Origin of the sequence: Streptomyces sp. NPDC051664 (assembly GCF_044453545.1) — a bacterium.
GTDB lineage: Bacteria > Actinomycetota > Actinomycetes > Streptomycetales > Streptomycetaceae > Streptomyces.
In genome coordinates, this window is the sequence record NZ_JBITCU010000011.1 from 24,910 (window position 1) to 50,202 (window position 25,293).

General features: G+C 69.6%; 18 protein-coding genes and 1 pseudogene. 15 read left to right on the plus strand and 4 right to left on the minus strand.

Annotated elements, in window-relative coordinates:
• Positions 1-79: 79 nt before the first annotated feature.
• Positions 80-838 carry a DeoR/GlpR family DNA-binding transcription regulator gene (locus ACIA8E_RS21285; protein WP_399300451.1) on the minus strand — a complete coding sequence of 253 codons (759 nt, stop codon included), beginning with the start codon at positions 836-838 and terminating at the stop codon, positions 80-82.
• A 499-nt stretch (positions 839-1,337) separates the two neighbouring features.
• Between ACIA8E_RS21285 and ACIA8E_RS21290 the strand changes: the two genes are divergently transcribed.
• Positions 1,338-2,588, plus strand: coding sequence for an MFS transporter (locus ACIA8E_RS21290; protein WP_399300452.1), 1,251 nt, complete (start codon positions 1,338-1,340; stop codon positions 2,586-2,588).
• A 787-nt stretch (positions 2,589-3,375) separates the two neighbouring features.
• On the opposite strand, the gene ACIA8E_RS21295 is transcribed toward ACIA8E_RS21290, so the two are convergent.
• Entirely contained in the window at positions 3,376-4,266 is an 891-nt protein-coding gene (locus ACIA8E_RS21295; RefSeq protein ID WP_399300455.1) for an alpha/beta fold hydrolase, read from the minus strand.
• Positions 4,267-4,351: 85 nt separating this feature from the next.
• Here ACIA8E_RS21295 and ACIA8E_RS21300 point away from each other — a divergent pair, with 85 nt between their 5' ends.
• Together ACIA8E_RS21300 and ACIA8E_RS21305 are read left to right on the plus strand one after the other, a co-directional pair.
• Positions 4,352-4,825, plus strand: coding sequence for a MarR family winged helix-turn-helix transcriptional regulator (locus ACIA8E_RS21300; RefSeq protein ID WP_399300456.1), 474 nt, complete (start codon positions 4,352-4,354; stop codon positions 4,823-4,825).
• Between the two features lie 326 nt (positions 4,826-5,151).
• Complete coding sequence (locus ACIA8E_RS21305) at positions 5,152-5,592, plus strand: hypothetical protein (protein ID WP_399300459.1); 441 nt, start codon at positions 5,152-5,154, stop codon at positions 5,590-5,592.
• Between the two features lie 433 nt (positions 5,593-6,025).
• On the opposite strand, the gene ACIA8E_RS21310 is transcribed toward ACIA8E_RS21305, so the two are convergent.
• On the minus strand, positions 6,026-6,445 hold the full coding sequence (locus ACIA8E_RS21310) for an FKBP-type peptidyl-prolyl cis-trans isomerase (protein WP_399300462.1): 420 nt from the start codon (positions 6,443-6,445) through the stop codon (positions 6,026-6,028).
• 1,712 nt (positions 6,446-8,157) lie between these two features.
• Here ACIA8E_RS21310 and ACIA8E_RS21315 point away from each other — a divergent pair.
• A complete protein-coding gene (locus ACIA8E_RS21315) occupies positions 8,158-10,527 on the plus strand; it encodes a SpoIIE family protein phosphatase (RefSeq protein ID WP_399300465.1) in 2,370 nt (789 codons plus the stop codon).
• Positions 10,528-10,969: 442 nt separating this feature from the next.
• Here ACIA8E_RS21315 and ACIA8E_RS21320 read toward each other — a convergent pair whose 3' ends face one another.
• Positions 10,970-11,743 (minus strand): GntR family transcriptional regulator, encoded by a 774-nt coding sequence (locus tag ACIA8E_RS21320; RefSeq protein ID WP_399300467.1) that lies wholly within the window; start codon positions 11,741-11,743, stop codon positions 10,970-10,972.
• Positions 11,744-11,810: 67 nt separating this feature from the next.
• Here ACIA8E_RS21320 and ACIA8E_RS21325 point away from each other — a divergent pair, with 67 nt between their 5' ends.
• The 11 genes and pseudogenes from ACIA8E_RS21325 to ACIA8E_RS21375 all read left to right on the plus strand — a co-directional run.
• The gene (locus ACIA8E_RS21325; protein ID WP_399300470.1) at positions 11,811-13,232 is read left to right on the plus strand and encodes an extracellular solute-binding protein; all 1,422 of its coding nucleotides are present in this window, start codon (positions 11,811-11,813) and stop codon (positions 13,230-13,232) included.
• Positions 13,210-14,199, plus strand: a complete 990-nt coding sequence (locus tag ACIA8E_RS21330) for a sugar ABC transporter permease (RefSeq protein ID WP_326632189.1) — start codon at positions 13,210-13,212, stop codon at positions 14,197-14,199. Before ACIA8E_RS21325 ends, ACIA8E_RS21330 begins: the two co-directional genes overlap by 23 nt.
• The gene (locus tag ACIA8E_RS21335) at positions 14,196-15,077 is read left to right on the plus strand and encodes a carbohydrate ABC transporter permease (RefSeq protein ID WP_399300473.1); all 882 of its coding nucleotides are present in this window, start codon (positions 14,196-14,198) and stop codon (positions 15,075-15,077) included. Before ACIA8E_RS21330 ends, ACIA8E_RS21335 begins: the two co-directional genes overlap by 4 nt.
• The gene (locus tag ACIA8E_RS21340) at positions 15,077-16,204 is read left to right on the plus strand and encodes an ABC transporter ATP-binding protein (protein ID WP_399300475.1); all 1,128 of its coding nucleotides are present in this window, start codon (positions 15,077-15,079) and stop codon (positions 16,202-16,204) included. The genes ACIA8E_RS21335 and ACIA8E_RS21340 overlap by 1 nt, the downstream gene beginning before the upstream one ends.
• Positions 16,201-17,427: a CehA/McbA family metallohydrolase gene (locus tag ACIA8E_RS21345; protein ID WP_399300478.1), complete on the plus strand. Its 1,227-nt coding sequence runs from the start codon at positions 16,201-16,203 to the stop codon at positions 17,425-17,427. Before ACIA8E_RS21340 ends, ACIA8E_RS21345 begins: the two co-directional genes overlap by 4 nt.
• Complete coding sequence (locus ACIA8E_RS21350) at positions 17,418-18,308, plus strand: sugar phosphate isomerase/epimerase family protein (protein ID WP_399300480.1); 891 nt, start codon at positions 17,418-17,420, stop codon at positions 18,306-18,308. The genes ACIA8E_RS21345 and ACIA8E_RS21350 overlap by 10 nt, the downstream gene beginning before the upstream one ends.
• Positions 18,305-19,459: a Gfo/Idh/MocA family protein gene (locus tag ACIA8E_RS21355; RefSeq protein ID WP_399300483.1), complete on the plus strand. Its 1,155-nt coding sequence runs from the start codon at positions 18,305-18,307 to the stop codon at positions 19,457-19,459. Before ACIA8E_RS21350 ends, ACIA8E_RS21355 begins: the two co-directional genes overlap by 4 nt.
• Complete coding sequence (locus tag ACIA8E_RS21360; protein WP_399300485.1) at positions 19,452-22,121, plus strand: alpha-mannosidase; 2,670 nt, start codon at positions 19,452-19,454, stop codon at positions 22,119-22,121. Before ACIA8E_RS21355 ends, ACIA8E_RS21360 begins: the two co-directional genes overlap by 8 nt.
• Before the next feature lie 29 nt (positions 22,122-22,150).
• On the plus strand, positions 22,151-23,164 hold the full coding sequence (gene iolC, locus ACIA8E_RS21365; RefSeq protein ID WP_399300488.1) for a 5-dehydro-2-deoxygluconokinase: 1,014 nt from the start codon (positions 22,151-22,153) through the stop codon (positions 23,162-23,164).
• A gap of 106 nt (positions 23,165-23,270) precedes the next feature.
• Positions 23,271-24,149, plus strand: coding sequence for a deoxyribose-phosphate aldolase (locus tag ACIA8E_RS21370; protein ID WP_392755347.1), 879 nt, complete (start codon positions 23,271-23,273; stop codon positions 24,147-24,149).
• A gap of 193 nt (positions 24,150-24,342) precedes the next feature.
• A pseudogene (locus ACIA8E_RS21375) lies at positions 24,343-25,293 on the plus strand (3D-(3,5/4)-trihydroxycyclohexane-1,2-dione acylhydrolase (decyclizing)); the annotation flags it as partial.

A 25,293-nucleotide genomic window follows, 5' to 3' on the forward strand; every position in this document is an offset into this window, starting at 1 on the left:
TGCACGGGAACCCGTGCACGTCCCTGCACGGAGGAGGGAATCCTGGAGCAGGCGGCTGTGCGCCGGAGTGCCCGGCGGGTCACACCTGTTGCACTGTGACGCCTGCCGCGGCGAGGAGGTCGATCTGGTCCTCGGGGGCGTCCCCGTCGGTGACGACGGTGTGGAGGGAAGTAACGGGGACGACGAAGGCCAGTGCGGTGCGGGAGAGCTTGGCGCCCTCGGTGACGGCGATGACGCGGCGGGCGGAGGTGATGGCGGCGCTCTTGACGGCGGCGTCGTCCAGGTCGTAGGCGGTCAGGCCGTCCGCGGCGTCCAGTCCGCAGCAGCCGATGATCGCGGTGTCGAAGCGGAGGGCGGCCAGCGATGCGACGGTCAGCGGGCCGGTCAGTGCCAGCTCGCCCGGTCGCGGCCGGCCGCCGGGCACCAGCAGGGTCAGCTGCGGGGTCTCGGCCAGCACGTTCACGGCGTGCAGGGACAGCGGCATCACGGTCAGCCGACGGCCTGCCAGCGCGCGGGCCACTTCGAGGCAGGTGGTGCCGCTGTCGACGACGACGGACTCGCCGTCCGCGACCAGACGCGCCGCTGCGGCGGCGATGCGCTGCTTGTTCTCCAGCCCGTCCTGGCTCCGCAGTACGAACGGGGGCTCTTCGCCGCGGAGCAGAAGGCTCCGCGCCCCGCCGCGGTAGCGCTCAAGAACTCCCTGGGCGGACAGGGCCTCGAGGTCGCGGCGGACCGTCATCTCCGACGCCCCGGTGAGCCCCGCGAGCTCCGCGACGCTCATGCGGCCCGCCTCGCGCACGGATTCGGTGATCTGCCTCAGTCGGTCAGTGCCAGCCATAGTCCTATTGAACGGAATATCTGCGTAAATAGCAATGTTTTGAAACTCAACTCTGTTCGTTACGTTTGAATCGTGGACAGGAACCTACGGGCGGGCCGGCCGCCTGGCCACCTTCGCCTACTTCACTTTGAACGGCTTCCTCGTGGGGGATGTGGATCGTCCTCTCCGCGCGGTTCGGGCCCTTCGCCATCCTCCGCTACGGGGCGTTCGCGGCCGCCATCGGCGTCAACGTCTCGCGTGTCGCAGGTCTTGGCTACCTCGGCGCGCTCGCCGGGCCCGGCCATCGGGCCGGTCACCACATTCGTGCCGCTCCACCTCACGTTCTTCCTACCTGTGGCCTTCTGCGTTGTCGTCGGCAGCGTCCGCGGTCTGAGCCTGCCAGGCTCAGATTGAACAGAGAATGCGAGCCAAATGCAGGTGTAAGAACACCATTGATGTTCTGTTTGTTCGAAGATACGGTGTGAGGCCTCTTGAGTTTGACCTCCTGGGGGGACCTGACTTGTCACGAATACTCGCCGCCGATGGCGTCGTGGCCGCTCCGTCCGCAATGCGGTCGGTGTGGAACTCGCCGCTCTACCGCGGCTCAACCGTCGCGCTGTTCCTGTCCGGACTTGGCACCTCGGCCGCCGCCCCGCAGATCACCCTGTTTCTCGTCGACAACCTGCACGTCTCGCTGACCACGGCCGGCCTGTACTACCTGACGAGCATCACCGCCCCGGTCACTGGGTACTTCATCGGCGCACGCTCGGACCGCACGGGGCGACGGCTCGGGCTCTTCCGGCTGTGCGCCGTGGCGGGATTCCTCGGCTGGACCGCCATGGCCCTTTCGACCCAGGTGTGGATGCCCTTCGCGATCAGCGCCGTGGTCCTGGGCTTCTCCGGCGCCGCCGGGTCCCAGCTGTTCGCGGCCGTCCACGACGACCTGCAGGCCACCGCCAGCCCCGTCGGCGACGGGGTCGTCTCGATCGTGCGCATGGCGCTGACGGCCGGATGGATCGTGGGCCCCGTCGCAGGTTCGCTGCTGGCGACCGCCGCCGGCCCGCGCGTGATGCTCGTGGCCACCGGGCTGTGCACCCTCGCGCAGATCGTCCCCATGGGCTTCGCGCGCGACCGCTCGGCACAGCCCGGTGCACAGGCCGAGGCGCAGGCGCAGAAGTCGGACAAGAGCCCCGAACGGCACCTGGGGGTGCGGGCCATGCTGCCCCTGCTCGCCTTCACCGGTCTGTATGTGCTCGTCTACGCCGGAGAGCCGATCAAGTACGGCTACCTCACGATCTACATGCACAACGACATGCACCTGCCGACGGCGGTCAGCGGCACGGTGATCGGCATCCAGCCCCTGATAGAGCTGATCCTGATGCCGGTGGCCGTGGTCGTCGCCCGCCGGATCGGCATGATGCGCCTGATGGTCTTCGGCGCCGCCTTCGGCGTAGGCGCGAATCTCTGCTTCGCCCTGACCGGCAGCGCGGCCGGCATGCTCGCCGGACAGGTCCTCATGGGCGGGGTGTGGGGTGTATTCGCCGGCCTCGGGATCATCGTCGCCCAACGCCTGCTGCCCGAGGCCGTCGCGACGGCCTCGGCCATCTTCATGAGCTCGACCGCCGTTGCCAGCGCTCTCGGTGGGCTGACCGGCGGCCTCGGCGTGGCCCTGCTCGGGCTGCCGCACGTGTTCCTCGCACCCGCCCTCTACGGTCTCGTGGCAACCGTCGGCATCGCCGCCCTCAGCCGTTCCCGGCATGCCGTGGGGTAAGACCTGCGCCATGGCCTGGACCCGACACCCACCCCCGGCCCAGCCCCGGGGCGCCCCTGAACTCCGGCAGCAGCACTCGTCCCACCGGCCACCTGTCACGGGGGCGGCCGTGTCGTGGAGCCGTGCTCCTCTTGCGCAACCGCGCTGTTCGGCCTCGGCTTGGAGCGTGATCCAGTCCTCATTCGGGCTGGCGCCCCTGCCTGGCACCAGGCTGTAGGCCAGCACGCGGAGTTGACGGTCACTGGCATGACGAGGCCCGCGCGACGCTGCAGCTCAGCGGGATAAGGGCAGGGACGTGCCATAACTCGATCCTCTCAAAGAATCGAGTCTCCACCGAACCCCACCGAACCCGGAACGGTTCAACCTGCCATGACCGCATCCATTTGGAACGGCCAGCCAGATCACTCACTCCGTAGTCACTGGAGAGCCGGATGACCGGGAAACCGTCTTGTCCGGTTCGGCGGGAGGCCGCGCGGAACAGGACTCGCCCCACGGCGAGCACCTCACCGCGCGGCCGACCCCACGTCCTGGCTGACCGGCTACCGCCGACTCAACCACCGCTACGAACGCTATTCCCGCAACTACCTAATCCGTTGGTAAGGCCGTCCGACGGGGCTGGAGTCTCGGTGGGCTGTTCGAGTGTGGTGAACGGCTGTGGGTGCTGGGCGGATGTCTTGTCACTACCCGGCGTCGGGGCCTTGAGCGAGAGCGCGACGTCGGGCGTCCTCGCAGCCGCCACCCTCTGCTGCTACAAACGACTCGTCCGCCCCACCACATAGGACACTGTCTAATTGTCGATTCTTCGAGTGAATTCCAGGATTGTGGCTGCGAGTGCTTCAGGAGCCTCCTGTGCGATGAGGTGGCCGACCCCCTCAAGGTGCACTGCGGTGACCTCGCCGGCGGTCACCTGACGGAAGGTCGTCTCGGTGATCCCTCGATGGCCGGCACCCTCAACGGTGAGTACCGGGACTGCAATCGGGTGTGACTCGGCGAGAGCCTTGGTTGCGCCTTCGTCGGAGAAGAGGCCTCGGTATAGGCCCTCCGTTCCTCGCCAGGCGTTCGGGCGCGCGTAGGTTCGAACGAACTCGTCGACGTCTCTTTCGCCGATGGAACCGTCCGTCCCGTTCATCAGCGGGAAGGCCCAGTCGGCCAGGAGCTCGCGCTCATGGCCGGGAAGGAGCATTCCGGGTATGCCCGGAGTGCCGAGGAATCCGACGTGCCAAGAGCCGTGGTTGTTCACGTCGGCAAGAGCCTCGAATCCGAAACCGGCCAGGGCCGTCTCGATTCCAGTGAAGCTGATGACGTCCTCGGGACGCGTTGCTGCGAAGCGGAAGCCGGTGCCGCCGCTGATGTCCTGGCAAACGATGTGAACGGGACCCGCGCCAATGTGCTCGACGAGATGGTGCAGGTCCTCGGCAGCGACCGCCTCGCCGTACTCGGTGTCGGCGTTGCTGGAGTCGCCGAACCCGCGGAGGTCGAGGGCGAAGACCCGGTGAGTCGGCGCGAGCAGCGGAATCAGCTTACGGAACGCCCACCAGGTCTCCGGCCAGCCGTGCACCAGCAGGATCGGTGAGCCGTTGGTGCCGGCGGAGACGTAGTGCAGTTGCGTTCCGTTGATGTCGGCGAGGTGATGCGCGACGCCGGGAAGGGTTGCGCCGAAGGGCGTGGTTGTGGTCACGAGAAGCTCCCGAATAGGCAACCTGGTTGTCAACCAACATAGGCAACCAGGTTGCCCTTGTCAAAGGTGGCCGTATGCTGACTGCATGTCCAGATCAGGCGCCGATCTCGCCCTGCTCCTGCTCGCCGGCTTCCGCACTCTGGCGGATCGAGCCACCGCCGAGCTCGCCGAGCGCGGGTACGAGGACGTACGGTCGGTGCACGACTTTGCCCTCCACTCGATTTTGTCCGGCGCCGACAGTGCTTCCGAACTCGCCCGCAGAATGTCGGTGACGAGACAGGCGGCCGCGAAGACGATCGCCGCACTGGAGGAACGCAATTACGTAGCGCGCCAACCTGACTCGGCCGACCGTCGACGGACGCGACTTCGCGTCACCGAGCACGGACTCGCAATGTTGCAACAGGGCGAAGCGATCTTCGACGAGATGCGTGAGCAGTGGGAGAAACAGGTGGGTACGGCGTCACTCTCGGTACTCGAGGAGGCACTTCGATCGCTGGTTGGTGACGGTGCGATCCGGCTCGATTCACCAGCCTGGATCGCGCGCGACCCGGACGTGTAGCAGGCACTCCTGCGGGTCTGCTGCACGATGCCTTCCTGCCGACGTAGCCGGCGTAGCCGACGTGCTAGCGGCGGTCCTGAACGCGGACGATCCGGGAAGCGGCAAGTGTGCGGTGGGCACCCTGACTTGAAGTTGCGGCCTCTCACGTTCATGCCTCTGTCGAGCCACACCGCGCGGGTGCCGGTGGGCCATCGACGATCGGCCTTCACACAGGTCAAAGCATCGGTGACGCTGGTTGCCAGGCGTTGCAGCATTGTTGGCCGGTGTGGAGACCTTGCCGGGGCCCTGGTGCGCGGGGTGGCGGCCGGGCAGGCTAGTTTGCTCGGATGAGTCTCCTTGATGATGTGGCCGAGCGCGACGGCTGGCGGTGCTGGGTGTGTGACGAAGCGGTCGACTCCGACGAGTCGGTGAACGACCCACGGGGGCCCAGCGTCGACAGCCGGACTGCCGACCGGAAGGCCAAGGTCGCCGAGCGGCTCGCGCACCGCGGATGCAACACCCGCAAAGGCGCGGTCAAGGTGGTCATCGCCTGGCCGGACCACCTGTACGTGGTCGAACCCGCGGCGCTGATCACCGTTGCCGGGAGGCTGGAGCGCAAGGGGGGCCGCGAGATGGTGGGCCGTTGTCCGACCGAGCGGGACGCCCAAGAGGCGGCGGATTGGCTGGTGGACCGGTTCTCCCGACTGGTACCGGGGCTGCCGGTGACCGCCGACATCGAGCCGGGCGGCGGCCAGTTCCTCGTCATCCTGGCCACCGGCCGCCGCTGACCATCACCAGCGCACACTCGCGTCGAGCTGAACCGTCGGCCCACACCGACCTGTCCTGGCACGAGCCGACCCACATTGCTCGCCTGTGCCCAGCTACGGGTCGATGTCGCCGATTGCCGCAGCCATGACTGAGGCCGAACCGGAAACACAGCGCGTGCTCCCCAAAGCCCTCGCCCTGTACGACAAGGGCGTCGGCATCGCCCGTATCGCCAGCCAACTTCCCGTCGGGGCGTTTGTGCAGCCAGCCGCAGTCAGCCACTTTCCTCAGCTTCCCGCGCAGCGCCTGATCCCCCTCACCCTGACTAAGGGCTGTCCCGTAATCCCTGGCGGGCGCACGACGACAGCTGCGGCACCTCGCTGCGTTGTCTGTCGATGAGTGCATCTGTCCTTACGTGGGAGCGACAGGGCCCCCAGCCCCTCAGGAGCGCCAGGTTCAGGCCGAGCCGGTCAAGCCGGGCCTCGCTCCGGCGGGCCCGCCCACCACCGTGAGCAGGTCCACGACGAAGATCAGCGTCGAGCCCGCCGGGATCAACGGAGAGGGTGACTGTCTGCCGTAACCGAGACGCGGGGGAACAATGATCTCGCGCCGGCCGCCGACCTTCATTCCCCTTACCCCCCGATCCCAGCCCTTGATGACCTTGCCACCGCCCACGGCGAACTTGAACGGCCGGTCCCGCTCCCAGGAGGAGTCGAACTCCCTTCCGGACGCGAACGTGACCCCTACATAGTGAACCTGGACGACCCTGCCCGGCTGCGCCTCGGGTCCATCCCCAACCACGAGGTCCCGGATCGTCAACTCGGTGGTCGCGGCACCCTCCGGAACCACGATTCTGGGCTTCGTCAGTTCGCTCATCACGGTCCCATCGCTCGCCACCGGAATCCCTCGCACGGGCCGACCGGACACATGGACATTCCATGTGGCAGGCGATCACGCTACGGCAATGCCCGTGCTTCAAGGTGCACCCCGGGCCCCGGGCCCCGGGCCCCGGCGGCGGGTCAAGGACCGATCGATGCGCGCCCCGGAGTGACAGCCTAGGCACCTTCCCGCCGGACGCAATCCGGGCGGATATCGTCCACCTGCGGCGGAGTGCAGGCGGTGTCCACTACAGGGAAATGGCCATAGCAAGGCTGGCTCATCAGCTGACTGTCAGGAAGAACTTCCCGACCTCAAGGAGTTCCATGTCGTCAGTGGACCGCACTCCGTTCGATCTTGAGGCATCTGAGACCAGGGCGCGTCTCGGGCCGTATTTCGTCTGCGCGTTGCTCAAGGGAGACCCTGACCACAGAAATGAGTCGGTCTACGAAAACGCTGACCACGGCGCGCTTGTGCGTCGGTGGCGTCGGGCTCGCTTTCGTAGGCTGTGCACTGGTCCTGCGGCTGCGGTCGTTGATCCTCGCGGACCGCTCCGGGACCGCCGCGCACTCCACGTGGTGCGTCATCGGAATGACGTCACAGGAGGAGAGATTTACATACACCCAGGTCAGAGGCCATTCTGAGCTCCGCCGAGAGGCTCTTCGGGACCTGGAGCGTCAACCGAGCGTCACGAACCAGATCAACGTCCCGGTGATGAGGCCCATCAGAAAGACGGCTCTGACCGGTTACGTGAAGCCGCGACCAGGAAGACTGCGAAGTGGGCCACGACCGGCCGTCAGGTGTCATGGCAGGGCGCTGTCTGCGTTCGATCCGTCTGCAGGGCAGCCGCGGCGGGAGCTCCAGTGGGGTGCCGGAGGCGAGACCTGTCCAGTTGGTCATCGATCTGCGTAGGCGACGGTCGGATGCCATCGAACCCCGTCAGCGCGGGCCGAGGATGGCAGACGCCGATGTCGACACAGGTCACGGCTGCCGCCCGCTGCCCCGGGACAGGCCGCTCCGTTCTCGGCGGCGCGCACTCTCATGCGCGTCAGCAGTGGCGGATCGGGACCTGACTGTCGTTGGGTACTCGCAGGGCCCCTCGGCGTCCGTACGGCGAGCGCCGGCGGGATCATGCACATGACCTTGACGAGTCAGAACCGGGCCGAAGAGCACTCCGAGGCAAGCATGCGTGACTGCGTTGGATGCCGGGTCCTCGACGTGCTGGCAGACCTGTGTGAAGCACATACAGCCGTCGGCATGATCCTGGCCCGGCTGGACTCCTCGACGGGGACCCGGACCGGGCACGCGCGCGATGCCGGACACCCCCGCACGCCGAGTACATCGGGCGGACGGCAGTTCCGACGTGGCCAGCACCCCGATGGTGTCGTGGCTGCGATGGCTGGATGAGTAGCCTCCGGGAGCACCTGTGCCGTTCGTGTGTGACGTGGAAGAACGAGCCTCATGGCCGTTGTACCGGCTACGGCCGCGGCCAGGCGCCCACGCCGTCCGGGCCGGTGCAGACTGTCACCGCCCAGCCTGCGTAGGCGCCGTCGGGGGATCCAGCTGGCGATCGTGATCCCGGTCGCAGGACGGCTGGGGTTCCCCTACTTGGCGAGCGGCGGCGCGCAGGGCGTGCTCCGCGAAGCGCTGCGAGTGGTGAGTCTCCCAGCCTGTGGAAGACTTGATGGGGGCCGCGACGGGAGCGGATGATCATGAACACTTCGGCGTGGCGGAAGTCCCCCGGTGAAGTCGTGGAACCTACGGCGGATGACGTGGCACGGCTGGTGGTGGACGGTGTCGGCGCGGTGACCGACTGGGGTCCGGTCGCGGAGCGTCTTCTGGGGTACCCGGCTTGTGAAGTCCTCGGCCGACCGGTGGCGGATCTGCTCGCGTCGCGAAGCGGTGCTGATTCCGGGTACGGCGAGGTCATGCTCCGGCACCGCGACGGACATATCGTTCGATGCCGGCTGCTGCTCGGGGGGCAGGAGGGTACGGGTCCTCTTCTGGCCGTGGAGCCGTCGCCGACCGAGCACGTCCCGGCCTCGGACGTCGAACAGGCACTCCTCGAGGCGCTGTTCACCCGCTCTCCCATTGGCTTGATCCTCGTGGACCCTCAGCTGCGGCTGGTGCGCTTCAACGCAGTGGCGGAGGGGATGCATGGCACCCGGGTCCAGGAGGTCCTCGGGCTGCGCCCCACTCAGGCGTGGCCCGAGTTCAGCGGCGAGAAGGTGGAGCAGGTGATGGGCGAGGTCCTCAGGACCGGTGAGCCCGCGATCGCGTTCGAAAAACGCGGGCGGCCGCCCGGCGATCCAGCGCGGGAACACGTCTATTCGGCGTCCGCTTTCCGCCTCCAGGCCCGCGACGGCCGGATTCTCGGGGTAGCCGACGTCGTGATCGATGTCACCGAACGCCACATGGCGGAGCGGCGGATCGCGCTGATGGCGGAGGCCGGTGCGCGGATCGGCACCACCTTGGACCTGCTGCGCACAGCCCAGGAACTGGCGGACCTGGTGGTGCCCCGGCTCGCGGACAGCGTTGCCGTGGACGTCTTGGATCCGGTGCTCGATGGGGAGGAGATCCCGCCCGGTCCGGTCCCGGGAACGGCCGTCCTTCGGCGCGCCGCCTCCTGTTCCCGACGCGCCACTGCCAAGCCCGGGGCCTACGCCCCCGGGGAGATCAGCAGCTATCCGGGAGATGCGCCCGCTTGCCAGGTGCTGGCCGACCACGTGCCACGGCTGGTGCGCGACGTCACCGAAGACAGTGCGTGGGTGGGTAGCGATCCTGTGCGGGGCCGCAAGATGCTGGAGGACGGCGTCCACTCGCTGATGCTGGTGCCCCTCGTCGTCCGCGGTTGCGCCCTGGGATTGGTCTGCTTCTATCGGTGGGGCACGGCGAGGGGCCCATTCGAGGACGACGATCTCGCGCTCGCTGTGGACCTGGCGGGCCGGGCAGCGGTGGCCCTGGACAACGGTCGCCGCTACGTCCGTGAGCGCAACACCGTACTTGCCCTGCAGCAAGGCATGCTGCCCCAGCGCTTCCCCGCCGCCCGGGCCGTGGACTGGGCTCATCACATGGTCTACTCCGGAGCCGGCGGCGACTGGACCGACGTCATTCCTCTTCCCGGGGCCCGCGTCGCACTTGTGAGTGGCAGCGCCCCCGGTCGCGGCGTTCGCACGGCCGCCACTATGGGCCGGCTTCGTGCGGCCGTGCACACCTTGGCCAACCTGGACCTGGCCCCGAACGAACTCCTCGCGCGCCTCGACGACCTGGTCCGCGCTCTGGGCAGGGAAACCGGCGAAACCAGCGCAGACACCCCCGTCGGCGCGACCTGCTTCTACCTGGTCTACGACCCCGTGAACCAGCGCGTCAGCATGGCCTCGGCTGGCCACCCAGCACCGATCCTCGCCCACCCCGACGGCACCGTCTCATCCTCGGTCCCTCCCGCTGGCGAGGCTCTCGGCTGCCCCGGTCCACCGTTCGAGCAGGCTGCCTTGGATCTGCCCGTAGGCAGCCTGATCGTGCTCCACACCCGCGGACTCCTTCAGAAGTTCCCAGCCGGTACCGGGGCGGCCGAGCTGGAACGCCTCGTGGCCTCGCCGACTGGATCCCTGCAGAACCTCAGCCTGGCCCTCACCGAGACGCTGGTGCCGTCGGACCCCGATGAGGACGCGGCCGTCCTCGTGGCCCGCACCCGCCCCCTGGACCCGGACAGTGTCGCCGTCTGGGATCTGCCGCCCGACCCGGCCGCCGTCGCCACCGTCCGCAAACTGGCCACCCGCCAACTGGCCGCCTGGGGGCTCGTGGAGGAAGTCGCGTTCGCCACCGAACTGATCGTCAGCGAACTCGTCACCAACGCCATCCGCTACGCCGCACCTCCCATCCGGCTACGCCTCATCCGCGATGGGGCCCTCACCTGCGAGGTGTCGGACTCCAGCAGCACTGCCCCCTTCCTGCGGCACGCGCGCACCACCGACGAGGGTGGTCGGGGCCTGCTGCTGGTCGCCCAGCTCGCCGAACGCTGGGGAACGCGCTACCAGGAACGAGGCAAGATCGTCTGGGCCGAGCAGCCGATCACGCCATAGCGCGGCCTCCTTGCGGGCGATCTCGGCGGCCTGCCGGCGAGGTTGCGGGTGGGCACCGGGTCTCGGCCGACGACGGAACCGGAATCGCATCAATGTGAGGGGTGACTCCCTGGGGGGGGAGGCCCCCAAAGGCCTGGCTTGCAGAGGGGCTCCGTGGTCAGATCGCCATCTCGGGGACCTTGGAGGATTCGGTGGTGTGGTGGCTGGGGCGGGGTGCGTTGACCGCGAGGAGGGAGATCAGGGCGGACAGGACGAGGAAGCCGACCGCCCACGGCGCCCCGCAAGCACCCCTCCTTCACCGGTGGAGTTATCCGCTCCGCTCGGTCCATGCGGCGACAAACGTCGGGAAATCCCGGTCCGCAGGGCCTTTTGCCAGCGCAGTTGCATGTCTTCGTGGGCGGCGGCCCGGCCGAGTGAGGCGTACGCCCCTGCCCGCCGACACTCAGCTCCTGATCAGCAGCTGCAGCTCGAAGGAGTACCGCGATGCCCGGTAGTAGTGGTTCGCGTACTCGACCGCCCGTCCCGTCGTGTCGTATGCGACCCGCCGCATGGTGAGCAGCGGCGCGCCCTCCGGCTCGTGCAGGAGCAACCCCTCCTCAGCGGTGGCGCTGCGGGCGCCGATCGTCTGGCGGGCGCTGTGCGGCGCCGTGCCCGCCGCGCCCATCAGGCGGTACAGGCCCGTCTTCGCCAGCTGATCCGCACTCAGCCCCGCCACGTCCGCCGGTATGTGGTTGCGAAGTACGGCGAGTGGCTCCCCGTGCGCCAGGCGCAGGCGCTCCACCCGGGTCACCGGCTCGCCCTCCGCCACCCCCAGCGCGGCGGCGACCTCCGCGTCTGCCGCTGTCGCGCAAACATCGAGAACTCGGGTCGCCGGGCACTGGCCGGCAGACTCCAGATCGTCGTAGAGACTGCTCAGTTCGAGGGGCCGCTTGACCTGGCTGTGCACCACCAGGGTGCCCACCCCGCGACGGCGGACCATGAGGCCCTTGTCGACCAGCGCCCTGATGGCCTGGCGTACGGTGGGCCGGGACAGGCCCAAATCGGCGGCGAAGGCTACCTCGTTACCCAGCAGGGAGCCGGGCCGCAACCTGCCCTGCTCGATGGCCTGTTCCAGCTGTTGGGAGAGCTGGTAGTAGAGCGGGACCGGACTGGAGCGGTCGACGCCGAGGAGAAGGTCCGACACCTCCGCGCGCTCGGCGGTGGACTTTGGTCTCATGTGTAGACACTACAAGACCCTTTACTTAATTGTTAAGACATTAGCTCTTCACGTCATTGTGAATCACATGGCAGGGTCCGGGTACTTCACCGAGGAGACCCCATCCATGAATGTGCTGACCAGACGTGCAATGGCGCTCACTGGCGCCGTCTCCCTGACGCTGATCCTGGCCGCCTGCGGCGGCTCAGGCGATGACGCCGGGGGCTCCAACTCCCTTACGATCACGGCCAACGCGATCTCTGGCGGCAAGAACGCCGCGCAGGCGGACTGGATCGAGAAGTGGGTCATCCCGCAGTTCACCAAGGCCCAGAAGGCCAAGGGCGTCGACGTGAAGGTGACGTTCCGACCGAGCGGCGTGGACGACGAGCAGTACAAGACCAAGCTGGCCCTGGACCTGCAGTCGGGCTCCGGACCGGACGTATACGACATCGACGGAATCTGGGTCGGCGAGTTCGCCCAGGCCGGGTACATCAAGCCGTTGAACAACGTTGTCAAGGGTGCTTCCAGCTGGGACGGCTGGAAGCAGATCCCGGATTCCGTGCAGCAGCTGGCGACCTTCGAGGACAAGCTCTACGGCATACCCGGCGGCAGCGACGGCCGGGTGATCTACTACAACAAGGAGCTGTTCAAGCAGGCCGGTCTGCCCGCGAAGTGGCAACCCACCAGCTGGGACCAGATCATCGAGGCCGGCGAGAAGCTGAAGTCGGTCAAGGACGTCACCCCGATCCAGCTCAACGCCGGCACCGCCATGGGTGAGGCCACCACCATGCAGGGCTTCCTGCCGCTGCTGGCCGGCACCGGCGAATCGGCCTGGGCCGATGGCAAGTGGACCGGCGCCACCCAGGGTGTGAAGGACGCCCTGAACCTGTACAGCGAGATCTACGGCGACAAGCTGGGCGACCCGCTGCTGCAGAAGGAGGCCAAGGGCCGCGACAAGTCCTTCGCCGAGTTCGCCGCGGGCAAGGTGGGCATGCTGCTCGAGGGCGACTACTTCTGGCGCAGTGTGATCAACCCCAAGGGCGGCGTCGCCCCAATGGAGAAGCGCGACGAGGTCGTGGGCTACGCCAAGATCCCGGCCATGTCGGCCGGCTCCGGCGTGAACGGCCAGGACTTCGTCTCCTACTCCGGCGGCGGGGTGCAGACGATCAACCCGAAGAGCAAGAACACCGACCTCGCCTTCGAGCTGATGAAGTTCATGAACTCGGCCGACGCCATCAAGAAGCAGTTGGCCGGCGAGGCCCGGATCACCGCTCGCACCGACGTGAACGACGAGGTGCTGGCGGGCGACCCGATGCTGAGCTTCGTCTCCAAGGACGTCCTGCCCGTCACCTCATTCCGCCCGCCGCTGGCGGAGTACGCACAGGTCTCCACGCTGCTGCAGGAGGCCACGGCCGCGGTGGTCGACGGCAAGAGCCCGGAGCAGGCGGCGGCCGACTACGCGAAGAAGCTGGAAGGGGCCGTGGGCGGTGCCGGCAACATCAAGTCCTGAGCTCGAAGCCGGAACACCGGCGAAGAGCGAGGACGTGGAGCGGCGCCCGGAGGCACCGGGCGCCCCCTCCAACCGTGTCCAGGCCGGCGGCGATGCCGCCGGCCTGGGCCGGGCCCGCGCCACAGCGTTCATCGTCCCGGCGATGCTGCTGATCGCGGCCTTCCTCCTGTTCCCGGCGATCTGGACCATCTACCTCGGCCTCACCGACTACCGGCTGACCGGGCTCGCCGCGGCGAACCCGCAGTTCGTGGGGCTTGACAATCTCCAGAACGCGCTGAGTGACGACCGGTTCGGCAACTCCATGTGGCTGACCGTCGAGTACGTCATCGGCTCGGCCGTCATCGGCCAGGTGCTGCTCGGCTTCGCCGTCGCGTGGGTGATGCGCGAACGGCGCGGGGCGCTCCGCCGCCTCGTCGAGTCGCTGCTGCTGCTCGCCTGGGTGCTGCCCGGCTCCGTGGTGGCGTTCCTGTGGATCGCCCTGCTGGACCGCGACAGCGGCACACTCAACGCCCTGCTCCAGACGCCTGGCACGGGCTGGCTGCTGGAGTACCCGATGGCGTCGATCATCGTGTTCAACATCTGGCGGGGTGCCGCCTTCTCAATGATGCTCTATGCGGCAGCCATCGGGAACGTGCCGCCGTCGCATCTGGAGACCGCCCGGCTGGCCGGTGCCTCCACCTGGCAGCAGCTGCGCGATGTGGTGATCCCGCGGATCAAGGGCCATATCCTGACGAACCTGCTGCTGATCAGCCTGTGGACGTTCAACGACTTCACGCCGTTCATGCTCACCGCCGGCGGCCCGGACGACAAGACCGAGATCATGCCGGTCTTCATCTACAAGCTCGCACTCAACAGCGGCGAACTGGGCTTCGGCGCGGCGATCTCGGTGCTGATGCTGCTCTTCAACCTGATCATCGCGCTGTTCTATGTGCGGATGCTCAGGTCGCGGAAGGACGATGCCGCATGACCGCCACTGACATCAAGGCGACCAGGCGGGGTGCCGCCGAGCATGGGGCCGCTGTGACGCAGGCCCGGCGCGTGCTGCGGCACGCCGGCTTCTACACGTTCATCTGCCTGCTGATCGCGTTCTTCGCACTGCCGCTGCTGTGGCTGCTCGCGGCCCCGTTCGACTCGGCACCCGGCGTCACCGTCTCACTGCCCGACTTCACCCTGCGGAACTTCCAGGTGCTGGCGGACAACCCGTACGCGCTGCGTTCACTGGGCAACTCGGTGATCCTGGCCGGTGGCACGGGCGCGCTGACGCTGCTGTTCTCCGCGCTGGCCGCCTATGCGCTGAGCCGGGTGAAGCTGCCGGGCCGGGACATGCTGTTGTACGTCCTGCTCCTGCTGTCGTCGATCGTGACCGGTACGGCGGCCATGGTGCCGCTGTTCAACCTGGCCTTCGAGCTGCATCTCATCGACTCCCAGCTCGGCGTGATCCTGATCCTCACCGGCGGCATGCTGCCCAGCGCCATCTTCATCCTGAAGGACTTCATGGACGGCACGCCGGTGTCGTACGAGGAGTCGGCGCGGGTCTTCGGCGCCTCACCGCTGCAGATCGTGCGCCATATCGTCGTGCCGCTGGTGCGGCCGGGTCTGGCGACCATCGCGGTCTGGTCGGTGGCGCAGGTGTGGGGCAACTTCCTGGTCCCGTTCCTGCTGCTGCGCTCGCCGGAGAAGTCCCCGGCCGCGGTGGTGATGTACACCTTCTACACCGAGGGCGGGCAGCCGAACCTCGCGCTCATCTCCACCTACTCCCTGCTCTACTCCCTTCCGGTGGTCCTGATGTTTCTCTTCGTCAGCTCCCGGTACGGATTCCGGTTCCACGGAGGTATCAAGCGCTGATGGCATCTATCACCATGGGCGAACTCGTCAAGGTCTATCCAGGCGGAGTACGCGCGCTGGACTCGATCGGCCTGACGGTCGAAGACGGCGAGTTCTTCGCCTTGCTCGGGCCATCCGGCTGCGGCAAGACCACCCTGCTACGTACCATCGCCGGCCTCGAAGCCTCCAGCGGCGGCTCGATCCAGATCGGCGACCGGGATGTGACGAACACGGCGCCCGGGCAGCGGGATGTGGCGATGGTCTTCCAGGACTACGCCCTGTTCCCGCACATGACGGTCACCGAAAACATCGCCTATCCGCTGCGCATCAAGAAGGTCCCGACGGCCGAACGTACGGAGAAGGCCGCCGAGACGGCCGCCGAGCTGGGCCTGAGCGACTATCTGGCACGCCGCCCCGGGCAGCTGTCCGGCGGGCAGCAGCAGCGCGTGGCGCTGGCCCGGGCGATGGCGTGCCATCCGAAGGTCTTCCTCTTCGACGAGCCCCTGTCCAATCTCGATGCCCGGATGCGCCTGGAGGCCCGTACCTTCCTCAAGCGCCTCCAGCGTGAACTCGGCGTCACCACCGTCTTCGTCACCCACGACCAGGCCGAAGCGCTGGCGCTTGCCGACCGGATCGCGGTGATGGAGGGCGGCCGGATCCGCCAGCTGGGCACGCCGAAGGAGGTGTTCCACCGGCCGGCCAACACCTTTGTGGCCTCGTTCATCGGCTCCACCCCGATGAACCTGCTGGACGCGGTGGTGTCCGGCGGGAACCTGGTCATCGGCGATCAGCAGCTGCCGGTGCCCCCCGAGTACGCGGGCGGTGCGCTGGGCGACGGGGAGAAACTGGTCCTCGGTATCCGTCCGGAGTACCTCTCGTACTCCACCGAGCCGGTCCAGGACACCTTCTCCGGCGAGGTCACGGTGATCGAGAACCTGGGCAGCGCCCAACTGGTGACGCTGCACGGCGGGGCGGGCTTCGTCCAGGTCGTCGTCGACGAGGAGGTCTTCGTCAAGGCCGGCGACAAGGGCTATGCGATACCACGCACCGACCGGGTGCTGCTGTACCGCGACGGCGACCTCATCGACGCCGGAGGCGACGCCGCGGCCAAGGATGCCGCCGGCCGTGAGGAGGGAGCCGCCGCATGACCGTCACCACCACCGTCCACCGCGGCCGCTGGTCGCTGGGGGACCGGCTGGAGCTGATGCTCCGGGAGCTTCCCTTCGAGGTGGCTCCCGGAGCGGCGGCGGTCACCGTCGAGCTGGAATTCGACCGCGAGCAGGGCGTGCTGGACCTGGGCTGTCTCGGCGCGGACGCCTTCCGCGGCTGGTCGGGCGGCGCCCGCGATACCTACACGGTGGCCGTGGACTGGGCGACGCCCGGCTATCTCAAGGGCGAGCTGGAGCCCGGCCTCTGGCACGTACTGCTGCGGCTGCACCGTATCCCGCCAGACGGCCTGGACTACGAGGTGCGGGTGACCACCTCGACAACCCGCCCCGCCCCCCTGCCCCCGCCCGCCGCGCCGAAGCCGGTGGGCGGACGGCCGCCCGCCCGCGAGCGCCGGGATATCCCGGCGTCCGGCGAAATGCTCTGGTACGCCGGCGACTTCCACAGCCACACGGTGCACAGCGACGGCGCCCTCACCGTTCCCGAGTTGGCCTGGCTGGCTTGCGACGAGGGTCTGGACTTCCTCACCGTCACCGACCACAACACGGTCAGCCACCACCCGGAGCTCCCGGCCGTGGGAGCCCGCTACGGCATCAGGCTACTCCCCGGCCAGGAGGTCACCCGCGACGAGGGGCACGCCAACGTCTTCGGCGACATCGGCTGGGTGGACTTCCGTCAGCCCGCCGACTCCTGGTACGAGCACGCCCGCACCCATGGCGGCGTCATGTCCCTGAACCACCCGCTGGGCAGCGACTGCGCCTGGCGATTGCCGCTCGCCGACCGGCCCCGGCACGCCGAGGTCTGGCACTCCGGCTGGTTCGACCGCCGCTGGGGGGCGCCGCTGTCCTGGGCCCAGGCATGGCGGCCTGATGTCATCGCCATCGGCGGCAGCGACTTCCATCGCCACGGCAACGACGGGCGGCCCGGCTCCCCCACCACCTGGCTGCTCGCCGAAGACGACAGCCCCGCAGCCCTGCTCGCTGCCCTGGCGGCCGGCCGTACGGCGGTCTCCGCGGGCCCCGGTGCGCCCCTGCTGCTGCGGCTCGGGGACGAACTTCTCGCGCTCGGCGCCGAAGGCACCGCACTCATCCGCCCCGACGGACGGCGCGAGCTCGTCCACGCGGACCGCACCACCTTTCCCGCTGAGAGCGGGCTGCACCGTCTGGAAAGTTACGAGAACGAGGTAATCGCACTGTGTCAGTGAACATCCGGGTGGCGAACGCACCGGTCAATTTCGGCATCTACGCGGCCGACAGAGCCCCGTTCACCGCCACCGAGCTGCTGAGCGCCCTGGCCGAGGCGGGCTACGAAGGCATCGACTCCGGCCCGATCGGCTATCTGGGCACGGTCGACACCCTCCCGGGCCGGCTCGCGGACGCCGGCCTGGCCCTGGCGGGCGGCTGGATCGACCTGCGCTACGGCGCCGAGGACGGCTTCAGCGCCGACCAGGCCGGTCTTGAGGCGGCCCTCGATGTCTTCACCGCCGTTCCCGTCCCCGACCCGGTCTTCGCTCCGCGCCCCACCCTTGCCTGCCCGGACAACGCCGAGCGGATGGCCCGCCCGGGCATCGCCTACGGCACGGTCGAGGACTGGGCGGGCTTCGCCGCCCGCGTGCAGCGGGCCGCGGACCGGTGCCGGGAGCGTGGTCTGGAGCCGGTGTTCCACCACCACCTGGGTACCGATGTGGAGAGCGCGCAGGAGGTCGAGAAGCTCCTCGAGGCCACCGATGTCTCGCTCTGCCTCGACACCGGCCACCTCTATCTGGCCGGCGGCGACCCGCTGGCGGCGCTGCGCGACTGGGCGCCCAGGATCAAGCAGGTGCATATCAAGGACGCCTCCCGCGAGGCCGTGGAGCGCACCCGCGCCGCGGGCGGCGACTTCGCCCAGGCGGTACGCGACGGTGCCTTCCCCGTGCTCGGCACGGGCGAGATCGAGATGACCGAGGTCGTGGCCGTACTGCAGGAGACCGGCTACACCGGCTGGGCCGTGATCGAGCAGGACGCACCCGAGACGGGCCGCGAGCCCACCGGCCTTCTCGCCGACCAGCGGACCAACCGTGAGGCGCTGCGAAAGGCGGGCCTGTGACGACCGACCGCGTCCGGGTCGCGGTGGCCGGCCTCGGCACCATCGCCCAGACCATCCATCTGCCCCTGCTGGAACGCCTCGGCAGCCGCTTCACACTCTCCGCCGTCGCGGACGTCTCGCCGTCCGTGGCCGAGCGGACCGGGGAGCGCTACGGTGTCCCGGCCGAGCGCCGCTTCACCAGCGTCGACACCATGCTTCAGGCGGGCGGCTTCGACGCCGTACTGCTGCTGACCTCCGGCACCCACGCCCCGGCCACCGCCGACGCGCTGCGCCGCGGCTACCACGTGCTGGCCGAGAAGCCTCTCGGCTATGCCCAGCAGGAGATGGCCGAACTGGAGGGCCTCGGCGAGGAGCTGACGGCCCGGCTGATGGTCGGCTATATGAAGCAGTACGACCCGGCAGCGCAGCGGCTGACCGCGCTGGTCGAGGAGGCCGGCGGCCCCGCCGCGATCCACCACATCGACGTGACCGTGCTGCACCCCTCCCCGCAGTCGCAGCTGGCCTTCGCCCAGCTGCCGCCGCCCGCCGGCGACGTCTCCCCGGAGCTGCTGGCCGAGCTGCGCGCCGCAGGGGACAAGCCACTGCGCACCGCCCTCGGCGAGGAGGCGCCCGCCGCGCTGCGAGAGCTGTACGGCATCATCACGAACAGCGTCTGCCACGAGTTGTCCCTGATCCGGCTGCTCGCCGGGCCTCCGGCCACCGTCGACCACGCCGTGATGTGGCCCGCCAGGAACGCGGGCCCCGGCGACGCGCCGTCCCTCGAGCTCTCCGGCGAACTGCGGGGCGGCGGCCGGTACGGCATCCGCTGGCTCTACCAGCCCAACTACCCGGCCTACCGGGAGACAGTGGCCGTACACCACGCCACGGGCAGCGCGGAGCTGGTCTTCCCGGCCCCGTATTTCCTCAACGCCCCTACCCTGCTGATCGCGACGACGGGCCGCGAGGAGCAGCAGACACGTACCGAGTTCCGCTCCCCCGTGAGCGGCTTCGAGGCCGAACTGACCGCCTTCCACCGGCTCGTGACCCAGGGCGTACCGCCCCTGTCGGGGGTCCCCGACGCGGCCGCCGACATCGCCTTCGCACAAGCGGCCGTCCGTCGCCTCGCCGACCGTGACGGCCTGACCACCGCCGGGGAGTCCGCGCATGAGTGACAGCCATGAGCTCGTAGTAGTCCCGCACACCCACTGGGACCGCGAGTGGTATCTGCCCTTCCAGCGTTTCCGGCTGCAGCTGGTGGCGCTGCTGGACGAGCTGCTGGACCGGATGGAGGCCGACCCGCGCCACCGGTTCACCCTGGACGGACAGATGGCTGCGGTGGACGACTATCTGGAGGTACGCCCGGAGGCCCGCGAGCGGGTGACGGCGCTGGTGAAGTCCGGGCGGCTCGCCGTCGGTCCGTGGGACATCCTGATGGACGAGTTCCTGTGCTCCGGTGAGCAGGTCGTCCGCAATCTGGAGCGCGGGATCCGCCGCTCCGGGGAGCTGGGCGGCACGATGCCCGTCGGCTATCTTCCGGACATGTTCGGCCATATCGCGCAGATGCCGCAGATCCTGCGCGGCGCGGGCCTGGACCACGCCTGCGTCTTCCGCGGCGTGCCCGGCGCCGTCACGTCGGACACCTTCGCCTGGGTTTCCCCCGACGGCACCGCGGTGCGCACCCGCTACCTCCCGGCCGGTGGCTACGGCAACGCCGCGGGCCTGCTCGCCGACCGCGGCGCGGTGGCCGAGCGGCTGCGGGAGCTGCATGAGCGGATGAGCGCCTGGACGCTGCCGGAGAGCGGGCCACTGCTCGGCATGTACGGCTCGGATCACACCGCGCCGGCGACCGACGCCCCCGACCTGTTGGCCGCGGCGGGCAAGGAGACGGGCATCGGAGTGCGGCTGGCCACCCTGGCGGCGTTCTTCGAGGGGCTGCCCGCTGGTACCGACGGCCTGCCGCTGGTGCACGGCGAGCTCCGCAGCCACGCCCGCGCGAACATCCTGCCCGGCGTCAACTCCATCCGCCCGGAGCTGAAGCGGGCGATGAGCCACGCGGAGCGCTGGGTCGAGCGCTACGCCGAGCCGATGGCCGCGCTCTACGGCGACGGCGGCGAGCAGCGGTTCCTGGACATGGCCTGGCAGCGGCTGATCGCCGTCAGCTGCCATGACTCGGTCACCGGCTGCGGCTGCGACGAGACCGCCGTCCAGGTCAGCGCCCGGATGGCGGAGGCCGAGCAGCTGGGCCAGGCGGTGTGCGATCTGATCGGGCAGCGCCGGGCGGCGGCCGTCCCGCAGGACGCGCTGCTGGTCTTCAACCCCTCGCCGCGACAGCGCTCCGGCGTGGTCTTCGCCGAGGTCGACCGGCCGGGTGTGGCTGTGCTCGCCGACGACCGGGACCTGCCGGCGGAGGTCGCGCTCACCCGTATCCACGGAACCGAGCTGTACGGGCGGCACGTCGCCTCCTGGTCGCTGAGCGAGGACGGCTCGACGCTGACCTTCGCTGTGGCCCGCCACGAGTCGGCCGCCTTCGATGTTGCCGAAGTGCGCGAGGCGCTCGGCGAGGGCTGGCGTGAACGCCGCCTGCGGGTGCGTATCCTCACGTCGCCCGGCGAAAAGGTGCCCGTCTGGGCCGAGGTCCCCGCGCTGGGCTACGCCGCTGTGCGGACGCCGGACCAGGGCTCGCCCGCCGACGCCGCGCTGCCGCCGAACGACGTGCGCTGCGACGGCCGGGTGCTGGACAACGGCCTGGTACGGATCGAGGTCGCCGGCGACGGCACCTTCAGCCTGACCGGCGCGGACGGCACCACGACCGCCGGCCTCGGCTCGCTCGTCGACGGCGGCGATCTGGGCGACACCTACAACTACGCCCCGCCGGCCGCCGATGTACTGGTTGCCGAGCCCGAGTCGGTACGGATCACGCGCACCGCCGGCTCCCCGCTCTGCGCCGCGCTGGAGGTCGAGCGGCGCTACAGCTGGCCCGCCGCCGGCGACTTCGCCGTGGACGGCCGCTCGGCCGGCACCGAGCCAGTCACCGTCACCCTGCGCGTCGAACTGCGCGCCGCCGAGCCGTACGCCCGGATCGGTGTCGAATTCGACAACCGCTGCGACGACCACCGGCTGCGCCTGCACCTGCCACTGCCGGAGCAGGCCGAGTCCTCCTTCGCCGAGGGCCAGTTCGCGGTGGTCGAGCGCGGTCTGACCGCGGAGGGCGGCGGCGGAGAGTACCCGCTGCCGACGTTCCCCGCCGCGGGCTTCGTCGCGGCGGTCGGGCTCGCGGTGCTCCTGGACGAGTACAGCGAGTACGAGCTGGTGGAGGAAGGCCGCGAGCTGGCGCTCACCTTGCTCCGCTCGTCCGGCCAGATCTCCCGCAACCGGATCCCGCTGCGCGACGAGCCGGCCGGCCCGCAGGTGCCGACGCCGGGTGCGCAGAGCCGCGGCCTCCGCTCAGTATCGCTGGCCCTTCTGCCGTACGCCGGTGCCTGGACCTCGGCATCGGATGCGGTGCTGCGGGCGGCGGAGGAGTTCCGACACGGCCTGTACGCCGTCCCGGGCGCGGCCGAGGTGTCCGCGCCGCTGCCGGAGCCGGAGTGCGGTCTCGCAGTCGAGGGCCCCGGCGTGGTGCTGACCAGCGCCCGCGAGCGGGACGGCTGGAGCGAGGTGCGCGTCGTCGCCGAGGGCGGCGCGGACACTGTGGCCGTGGTCGAAAGCGGCTTCACCCGGGCCCGGCGCTGCGATCTGCTGGGCCGCCCCGGCGAGGTGCTGCCCATGGACGGGGGCGTGCTGCGGCTGCCGCTTCGCGCCTGGGAGATCGCGACCGTACAGCTGGGCCACTGAGTGGCCAGTACCGCCCTGCCGGAGGAGACATGAACGCAAACCAGGCGCCGGAAACACCTTTCGACGTGATCACCATGGGTCGCATCGGTGTGGACATCTACCCCCTGCAGACCGGCGTACCGCTGCCCGCGGTGGAGTCCTTCGGCAAGTTCCTGGGCGGATCGGCCACCAATGTGGCGGTCGCCGCCGCGCGGCTCGGCTGCCGCGCGGCGGTGATCAGCCGCACCGGGCGAGACCCGTTCGGCGACTACTGCCGCCAGGCGCTGACCGAAGAGTTCGGCGTGGACGCGCGGTGGGTCACGGAGGTGCCGGAGTACCCGACCCCGGTCACCTTCTGTGAGATCTTCCCGCCCGATGACTTCCCGCTGTACTTCTACCGGCAGCCGAAGGCGCCGGATCTGGAGATCCACTCGAAGGAGCTGAGCCTCGCCGCGATCTGCGCGGCCCGGATCTTCTGGATGACCGGAACCGGGCTCTGCGAGCAGCCCAGCCGCACGGCGACCCTGGCGGCCCTGGCAGCCAGGAGCGATGCGCGTACGGCGAAGGAGGCGGGCGCCGCGCAGACCGCCACCATCTTCGAACTGGGCTGGCGCCCGATGTTCTGGCACTCCGGTCCCGAGGAGGCGCGCGCGTACTACACGCAGGCACTGCGCCACGCCACGGTCAGCGTCGGCAACCTTGAGGAGTGCGCGCTCGCCACTGGCGAGCGCGAGCCCCGTGCCTGCGCCGAGGCGCTGCTCGCCGCCGGGGTCGAGCTGGCCGTCGTCAAACAGGGCCCCAAGGGCGTCCTGGCCGTGCACCGGGACGGCACAGAGGCCGAGGTCCCGCCGCACCCGGTCGAGGTGGTCAACGGGCTTGGCGCGGGTGACGCGTTCGGCGGGGCCCTGTGCAACGGCCTGCTGTCGGGCTGGGACCTGACGGCGATCATGCGCTACGCGAACGCGGCCGGCGCCCTGGTCGCCTCCCGCCTCGCCTGCTCCTCCGCGATGCCGACCACCGCCGAGGTCGACGCGCTTCTCAGCTCCGCTGAGGTGCCGGGGTGAAAGCTCCTTGGCTCCGCCCCCAGACCTCCATGGGAGCAAGGCGGTTGCGGCAGCGCGTAGGCAGATGACTCCTTCAGCACCGCAAGTCAGAAAGAGAAACTCTCAGTTGAGCCTCACTATCTCCGACCTCACCGCCGTGCGATCGAGCCACCCCGAAGCGATCGCCGAGGCCGCCGCCCGGCGGGTCCGCCGCCCGCTGGTGGGCGACGGCGGACGACTGATGATCGTCGCGGCCGACCATCCGGCGCGCGGAGCCCTCGCCGTCGGGGGACAGCGGCTCGCCATGGCCAACCGCAACGAGCTGCTCGACCGCCTCACCATCGCCCTGTCCCGGCCGGGCGTGGACGGCGTGCTCGCCACCGCCGACATCCTTGACGACCTGCTCCTGCTGGGCGCCCTCGACAACAAGGTGGTGCTGTGCTCGATGAACCGGGGCGGGCTGGCCGGCTCGTCCTTCGAGCTGGACGACCGGTTCACCGGCTATCGCCCGCAGGACATCGAGCGGCACCGCTTCGACGGCGGCAAGCTGCTGCTGCGGATCGACTACGACGACGCCGGCTCGCTGGCGACCATGGAGTCGGCGGCTCGGGCGATCGACGAGATGGCGGAGCGGCGGCTGCCGGTCTTCGTCGAGCCGTTCATCTCGCGGCGCGTGGACGGCCGGGTGTGCAACGACCTCAGCGGCGAGGCCGTCGCCACCGCGATCGCGGTGGCCTCCGGCCTTGGCGGCACCTCGGCCTACACCTGGCTGAAGCTCCCGGTCACCGCCGATCTTGACGACATGGCCGAGGCGGTGGAGAGCTCCACACTGCCCGCTGTGGTGCTGGGCGGCGAGGTCAGCAGGGAACAGGACGCCACCTACGAGAAGTGGCGCAGGGCGCTTTCGCTGCCCACCGTGCGCGGACTGGTCGTGGGCCGCTCCCTGCTCTATCCGCCGGACGGCGACGTGGCGGCGGCGGTCGACACGGCCGTCGGGCTGCTTTGACCGGATCAGGACCAGGAGAGGCTGACAACATGACGCTGGATCCATATGTTCCGGCGGGAAGCGCGGCGCGCGGACCGTATCTGATGGGACATCAGCCCACAGCGCGTGGGCTGGGAGCACTCCTCGCTGCGGGTGCTTGGGCTGGCGCCCGCCACCGAGCACACGTTCGCCACCGGCGACAGCGAGTGGATCGAACGACACCCTGCGCCCCGTCTCCCGCTACTTCGACCGGATCACCCGCCCCGAGGCGCTGATCCCGGCCGCCCTGCAGGCGATGCGGGTGCTCACCGACCCGGTGGAGACGGGCGCCGTGACCCTCGCCCTCCCGCAGGACGTGCAGGCGGAAGCCTTCGACTGGCCCCAGGAGTTCTTCGCGGAGCGGGTCTGGCAGGTGCGCAGGCCCGCGCCCGAGCCGCGGGCGGTCGCCGAGGCCGCGGCGGCGGTAAGGGCCGCACGCCGTCCCCTGATCGTCGCCGGCGGTGGTATCCACCACAGCGAGGCCGAGGAGGCGCTGCGCGTCCTGGTCGACGCCACCGGCATCCCGGTCGCATCCACCCAGGCGGGCAAGGGCTCCCTGCGCCACGACCACCCCGCCGACCTGGGCGGTATCGGCCACACGGGCACCGAGGCGGCCGACGCCGTCGCCCGTAAGGCCGACCTGGTGATCGGCGTCGGCACCCGCTACTCGGACTTCACCACCTCGTCGAACACCCTCTTCGCGGCGCCGGACGTCCGCTTCGTGGGCCTCAACGTCGACGCGCGCGACGCCCATAAGCTGGCCGGACTTGGCCTGGTCGCCGACGCCCGCGAGGGCCTGTCGGCGCTCACCGGGGCCTTGGCCGGCTACCGGGTGGACGAGGCGTACCGGGCCCAGTATGCGGCGGCGAAGGCGCGCTGGGAGCCGGTGATCGAGGCCGCGTACGCCGCCCCGGACGGCGCGGCCCGGCCGACCCAGGCGCAGGTGCTTGGCGCGCTGGACGCGGTGGTCGGCGAGCTGGATGTCGTCATCAACGCGGCCGGGTCGATGCCCGGCGATCTGCACAAGCTGTGGCGGGCGCGCTCGCCACGCCAGTACCACGTGGAGTACGGCTACTCCTGTATGGGCTACGAGATCCCGGGTCTCCTGCGGGTCAGCTACCGGGCC